The organism is Mycobacterium sp., assembly GCF_032159775.1.
Classification (GTDB): Bacteria; Actinomycetota; Actinomycetes; order Mycobacteriales; family Mycobacteriaceae; genus Mycobacterium.
In genome coordinates, this window is sequence record NZ_JAVHWK010000037.1 from 1 (window position 1) to 5,841 (window position 5,841).

Below are 5,841 nucleotides of genomic sequence, written 5' to 3' on the forward strand. Positions count from 1 at the left end.
CGATCGACCTTGTTACTGAACGGGTTGAATTGCGCATCAACGCTCCTAGCCTCGGTTCTCGGAGGCATCCTGCCAGCACGAGCCGCCATGCGCGCCAGAATCGAGCAAACTGTCACAGACGACAAATCTGACAGCGTCTGCCACCGTTTCACAACGTATTTTCAGCCTGCTCACATATAGCCATTCGCCCTTCTCGGGCAAGAACCAGCGCTAGGGCGAGCGGTGGGGGTTCAAGCGCCACCTCGCTCACACATATAGCACCAGTGACCTGAGAACTCGAAGTAGGAGCCTGATTCGACATCAGCGAACGGCTGTCAGCCCTCGCGCGCGCGGCGTTCGCGATAGGCCGCGACGTGTTGGCGGTTGCCGCAGTTGCCGGTATCGCAGAACTTCCCGGACCGGTTCCGCGACAGATCCGTCAACACCGCCTCGCAGTCGGGTGCCGCGCAAATCTTGAGCCGGCGGAGCTCACCGGCGCGTATCAAGTCGGCCAGAGCCATCGCCATCTCCGCGCCCATCCGCTGCCACAGCGGGTCGTCCACCGAAGCCAGGTGTAGATGCCACTCCGGCATCTCGGGATGCCGAGTAAGCCACGGCTGCGCCTTGGTGTCGCTGAGCAACGCGTTCACCTGGGCGACGGCGGCATCTTCGTCGCCTGCGGCCGCCCAGATGGCGCCGAGCCGTTCGCGCAGTCGTTGCACGGATGCGAGCTCGGCGCTGTCATGGTCGCGCCGTCCGGTCCAGCCGAAGCTGTCGAGATAGGCGTCGAGCTCCGCAAGCTCGCCGAGCCGCTCACCGTCTACCCGATCGGTATTGATCAGCACACACGCGGCTTTCAGTGTGAGCTCAGTGTCATAAGTAAAAATCATTTGACTCATGACCTCCCGTCCGGCTAATGTCATGACCAATAGCTATTTTACTCATGACGCGCTGGAGGTGCCAGATGACCGCGACCAAGCTCGAAAATGGCGTCGACCATTTCCGGCTCGGCCTCCTGTTCGCCGTCCTGTCGGCCTTCACGTTCGGCCTTTCCGGCCCGTTCGCCAAGGCACTGATGGAGGCGGGCTGGACGCCCACCGCGGCAGTCACCGCGCGTATGGCGGGCGGCGCGGTCGTGATGGCAATCGTCGCGAGCATCATCAGGCCCGGCTGGGTCCGCGAGGCGGTCAAGCACGCCAAGACGGTAGTCGCGTACGGCATCGTCCCGGTGGCCGGTGCTCAACTATTTTATTTCAACGCCGTCGAGCATTTATCTGTCGGCGTCGCGCTGCTGCTCGAGTACACCGCCCCCATCCTGGTGGTCGGCTACGTGTGGATCACCACGCGGCGCAAGCCGACCAACCTGACACTGGCCGGCGTCGTGGTTGCGATCGCGGGAATCATGCTGGTGCTCAACGTCTTTGCGGGCGCTCACATCAACGGTGTCGGCGTGGTGTGGGGACTCGCGGCGGCAGTGTGCGCCGCGTGCTACTTCGTGATGTCGGATGAAGTCAGCGCCGACGGCGACGAAGGAAGCCTGAACTCGATCACGCTCGCCACGGGCGGCCTGATCATCGGCGCGGCGGCGACCGCCCTGGTCGGCGTGACGGGTGTCATGCCATTCCGCTTCACCACCAACGACACCGTCGTCGCGGGGTTCACGGTGTCGTGGGCGGTACCCGTCATCGCCCTCGCCGTGATCCCGACGGCGATCGCGTACAGCCTCGGCATCATGGGCATCGCCCGACTGCGGCCCAGGTTCGCTTCGCTGGTCGGGTTGTCCGAGGTGATGTTCGCGGTGCTGGCGGCATGGCTGCTGCTCGGCCAGGCCATCACGTGGACGCAGGCCATCGGCGGCGCCGTCGTCCTGGCCGGCCTCGCGCTGGCTCGGCAAGGCGATCGCGGCGAGAGGCTCGAGGCCGCGACCTGGCCCGACACTGGTCCGCTCGAGGACCACACACCGTGCAGCAGGGCAAACGGTTAGCTCTGTTACATGAGTGTGGAAATATGGCCGCGTGACTTTGCCACGTAGCTTGGCCCGCGGGGCCGCCATCCTGTCCGCCGTCGGCGCCGCGGCCACCGCCGTGATCGTCGCCCCGACCGCGACAGCTGTGCCCTGCCCCGACATCGAGGTGGTGTTCGCACGCGGCACCGCCGAGCCCACAGGCGTCGGTCGGGTCGGCCAGGCCTTCACCGACGCGTTGACCGCACAGGTCGGCGGTCGCACCGTCGGTTCCTACGCCGTGAACTATCCGGCGAGCTACGACTTCCTCACCACCGCCGACGGGGCAACGGACGCGACCAATCACGTCGCGCAGATGGCGCTGTCCTGCCCGTCGACCAAGATCGTCCTGGGCGGCTACTCGCAGGGCGCGGCGGTGATGGACATGCTGGCCGGAGTGCCACCGCTCGGCAACAAGATCGGCGAGGTCGGCTCGGCGCCACCATTGTCGCCAACGGCGGCGGTGACCGTGGCGGCCGTGGCGGCATTCGGAAATCCCGCAACGAAGTTCGGCAACCCACTATCCTCGGTGGGTCAGTTCGCGAGTAGATCCATTGACCTGTGCAAAGACGGCGACCCCATCTGTTCAGATGGGCGAAATCCCTTGGCACACAGGGGCTATGAAGACGCAATGGCTCAACAAGCGGCCAACTTCGCAGCGGGAAGGGTGTAGAGAATGACTGCACTACGTGTAATGAAGGCAGCAGCGGCGTCTTTGGTAGCCGCCGCAGCAGTGGTCACGCCGTCGATGGTGTTCGCGCCGGTCGCCTCCGCTGACTGTCCCGACATCGAGGTGGTCTTCGCCCGCGGCACCGACGACACAGGCGGACTCGGAGCCGTCGGCGGGTCGTTCGTCAACGCCCTCAGCGGAAGGGTCGGCGGCCGCTCCGTCGGCTCCTACGCAGTGAATTACCCAGCGTCTTACAACTTTCTTCTGGCCGGTGACGGCGCGAACGACGCCAGCGCCCACGTGCAGTACATGATGGGGGCCTGCCCCAATACGCGGCTGGTGCTCGGCGGCTACTCGCAGGGCGCGGCCGTCATGGATGTCATCACGTCGGTACCGGTGCCCATCCTGGGCTTCGACAACCCACTACCTCCTAACGCGCCCGACTTCGTCGCGGCGGTTGTCGCCTTCGGCAATCCGAGCGCCAAACTGGGTGCCCCACTGACGATCGCACCCGTCTGGGGTCCGAAGTCGATCGATCTGTGCAATGGCGGTGATCCGATCTGCCAAACCGATGGGGAAGCCCTCAACGCGCACAGGTCCCCCAATTACACAGGCGGCTTCGTCACTCAGGCGGCCGACTTCGCCGCGAGCCGTCTGTAGCATCGGTCCGGTGATCCTTCGCCTCGACCGAGATAGCAACCGGCATCGCATTCGCCGCGGCGTCATCGCCTCGTTCACAGCGGCCCTCGTAGCAACGGGGCTGCTGGTCGGACCGTCATTCCTGCCCGGTGGCTCAGCTATCCCGTCGGCATCGGCAGCCTGCCCGCAGGTCGAGGTGATTTTCGCCCGAGGTCGGCTGGAGTCGCCCGGGGTCGGGGTACTCGGGAATGCCTTCGTCGGTGCCGTCCGCAAAAAGGTGAACAAGAACATCGGTGTGTACGCGGTTCGTTACCCCGCCGACAACCAGATCGACGTCGGCGCGAACGACATGAGCGCCCACATTCAGAACATGGCCAGCACCTGCCCTGACACTCGCCTTGTCCTGGGTGGTTACTCGCTGGGTGCCGCCGTCACCGATGTGGTGCTCGCACTTCCATTCCCGTTCTTCGGCTTCGACAATCCGCTGCCCGCGGAGATGGAGCAGAAGATCGCCGCTGTCGCAGTCTTCGGCAACGGGTCGGCCTGGGCGGGACCGATCACGAACTTCAGCCCGACCTACTCCGAGCGAACGATCGAGTTGTGCCACGGCGCTGACCCGATCTGCAACCCCGCGGACCCGAATACGTGGGAACAGAACTTTGTTGACCACGCAGCCAAGGCATACATCGACGCGGGCATGGTGAATCAGGCCGCCGACTTCGTTGCGGCCCGACTCAACTAGTCGATGCGCCGCAGGTCTCGGGTGACCGCGACACGCGCCTCGAGCTCGTCGTCGGGTGGATAGTCGACGCCCACAAGCGTTAGCCCCTGTGGGGGCGCCGCCGCGAAATCGCTGGAGCGCCGCGTTTCGGTGAGCAGGCTTGCGCACCAAACTGGTTTACGACGGCCCTCCCCTACCGCGAGCAATGCACCGACGACCGACCGCACCATCGACCAGCAGAACGCATCGGCGGCGACATGGGCCGTGATCAGATCGCCCGATCTTGACCAGTCCAGCCGTTGCAGGTCTCGGATGGTGGTTGCGCCGTCGCGATGCCGACAAAACGCGGCGAAGTCGTGCAGACCGACGAGTTCTCGTGACGCGGCCGCCATCGCGTCAACGTCCAGCGGACGCGGCCACGGCGTCACATACCGCGCCTGCTGCGGTTCGACGCCATACGGCGCCGTCGACAGCCGGTAGGTGTAGTGGCGCCGCAGCGCCGAGAAGCGTGCGTCGAAACCCGTTGGTGCCCGGACGATATCGCTGACCCTGATGTCGGACGGCAACAGCCGCGACAACCGTCGCACCAACGGCAGGAACTCACTCTCGTCTGGGCGAGTGGTGCGCGGATATGCGTGCGGGATCGCGTCGGCAGGCACGTCGACGTGAGCCACCTGACCGGTCGCGTGTACGCCGGTGTCGGTACGGCCTGCGGCGCGAAGCTGTAGTGGCATCCGGAAGACCGTCGACAAAGCCTGGTCGAGAACGCCCGCGACCGTGCGCTGACCCGCCTGCGTTGCCCAGCCCGCGAATTCTGTGCCGTCGTAAGCGATGTCGAGCCGAAGACGAACATGCCCGCCACCGGATTCGATGGCGGGCATATTCAACGCTTCACTACTTGGCGTCGTCGGCCTCGTCCTCGGAGTCGGCCTTCTCGGCGTCAGCCTCTTCGATCTCGGCTTCGGCTTCGGCGGTCTGGGCGTCGGCGATCGCCTCGTCCTCGGCCTTGACCTCCTCGACCGATTCCTCCGCGACCGGGCCTTGCGCCTCTTCGGGCTCGACCGCAGCCTGCGGCGCCGCTGCGGCCGCGACCGGCGCGGCCTTCTTCGCCGCACCTGCCTTGCGCGCGCGGTTGGCCTCGGACGTCACCGTCTTCTCCCGCACCAACTCGATGACGGCCATCGGGGCGTTGTCGCCCTGACGTGCCTCCACCTTGATGATGCGGGTGTAGCCGCCGGCGCGGTCGGCATAGAAGGGTCCGATCTCGGCGAACAGGGTGTGCACGACATCCTTGTCCCGTATCTTCTTGAGCACCTCACGCCGATTGTGCAGCGTGCCCTTCTTGGCGTGGGTGATCAGCTTCTCCGCGTAGGGCCGCAACGCCCGCGCCTTGGGCTCGGTGGTCTTGATCCGACCGTGCTCGAAAAGCGATGTGGCCAAATTGGCCAGCAGCGCCTTCTGGTGCGAGGACGATCCGCCGAGGCGACGGCCCTTGGTGGGCTTGGGCATTGCGACTATCTCCTAAATGGGGCCGGTCCCCGTATCAGGTAGGACCGGGACGGGTTGTTTAGAGCTGTTCGGTTTCGGCGAAGTCCTGGTCGTTGTCCAGGTCATAGCTCGCATCGCTGTTCCACGTGCCGGTGGCAACGTCGTAGCCTGCGACCTCCGAAGGATCAAACGTGGCCGGGCTGTCCTTCAACGAAAGACCCAGCTGGTGCAGCTTGATCTTCACCTCGTCGATGGACTTCTGGCCGAAGTTGCGGATGTCCAGCAGATCGGACTCCGTGCGGGCGACGAGCTCGCCCACCGTGTGCACACCCTCGCGCTTGA

General features: G+C 65.2%; 8 protein-coding genes. 4 read left to right on the forward strand and 4 right to left on the reverse strand.

The window, feature by feature from the left end; genetic code table 11:
- Positions 1-314 precede the first annotated feature (314 nt).
- Positions 315-869, reverse strand: a complete 555-nt coding sequence (locus tag QOJ24_RS04020) for a CGNR zinc finger domain-containing protein (RefSeq protein WP_526259356.1) — start codon at positions 867-869, stop codon at positions 315-317.
- 74 nt (positions 870-943) lie between these two features.
- Here QOJ24_RS04020 and QOJ24_RS04025 point away from each other — a divergent pair, with 74 nt between their 5' ends.
- From QOJ24_RS04025 to QOJ24_RS04040, 4 genes are read left to right on the forward strand one after another with little or no spacing between them, the layout of a single operon-like run.
- On the forward strand, positions 944-1,963 hold the full coding sequence (locus tag QOJ24_RS04025) for an EamA family transporter (protein WP_526259345.1): 1,020 nt from the start codon (positions 944-946) through the stop codon (positions 1,961-1,963).
- Positions 1,964-1,994: 31 nt separating this feature from the next.
- Positions 1,995-2,654, forward strand: a complete 660-nt coding sequence (locus tag QOJ24_RS04030; protein ID WP_526259347.1) for a cutinase family protein — start codon at positions 1,995-1,997, stop codon at positions 2,652-2,654.
- 3 nt (positions 2,655-2,657) lie between these two features.
- On the forward strand, positions 2,658-3,311 hold the full coding sequence (locus QOJ24_RS04035) for a cutinase family protein (protein ID WP_526259349.1): 654 nt from the start codon (positions 2,658-2,660) through the stop codon (positions 3,309-3,311).
- Between the two features lie 49 nt (positions 3,312-3,360).
- A complete protein-coding gene (locus QOJ24_RS04040; RefSeq protein WP_526259358.1) occupies positions 3,361-4,032 on the forward strand; it encodes a cutinase family protein in 672 nt (223 codons plus the stop codon).
- On the opposite strand, the gene truA is transcribed toward QOJ24_RS04040, so the two are convergent.
- From truA to QOJ24_RS04055, 3 genes are all read right to left on the reverse strand, one after another.
- Positions 4,029-4,892 (reverse strand): tRNA pseudouridine(38-40) synthase TruA, encoded by an 864-nt coding sequence (gene truA, locus QOJ24_RS04045; RefSeq protein WP_526259351.1) that lies wholly within the window; start codon positions 4,890-4,892, stop codon positions 4,029-4,031. The two genes, QOJ24_RS04040 and truA, sit on opposite strands and share 4 nt — an antisense overlap.
- Before the next feature lie 13 nt (positions 4,893-4,905).
- Positions 4,906-5,520, reverse strand: a complete 615-nt coding sequence (gene rplQ, locus QOJ24_RS04050) for a 50S ribosomal protein L17 (RefSeq protein ID WP_526259353.1) — start codon at positions 5,518-5,520, stop codon at positions 4,906-4,908.
- A 58-nt stretch (positions 5,521-5,578) separates the two neighbouring features.
- The coding region (locus tag QOJ24_RS04055) for a DNA-directed RNA polymerase subunit alpha C-terminal domain-containing protein (protein ID WP_526259354.1) at positions 5,579-5,841 on the reverse strand (263 nt) is incomplete at its 5' end.

Excerpts from the sequence above, each read along its gene's own strand:
- QOJ24_RS04020 (WP_526259356.1), bottom strand. The coding sequence starts at position 869 with ATGATTTTTACTTATGACACTGAGCTCACACTGAAAGCCGCGTGTGTG.
- QOJ24_RS04025 (WP_526259345.1), top strand. The coding sequence starts at position 944 with ATGACCGCGACCAAGCTCGAAAATGGCGTCGACCATTTCCGGCTCGGC.
- truA (WP_526259351.1), bottom strand. The coding sequence starts at position 4,892 with ATGCCCGCCATCGAATCCGGTGGCGGGCATGTTCGTCTTCGGCTCGAC.
- rplQ (WP_526259353.1), bottom strand. The coding sequence starts at position 5,520 with ATGCCCAAGCCCACCAAGGGCCGTCGCCTCGGCGGATCGTCCTCGCAC.
- QOJ24_RS04035 (WP_526259349.1), top strand. The coding sequence starts at position 2,658 with ATGACTGCACTACGTGTAATGAAGGCAGCAGCGGCGTCTTTGGTAGCC.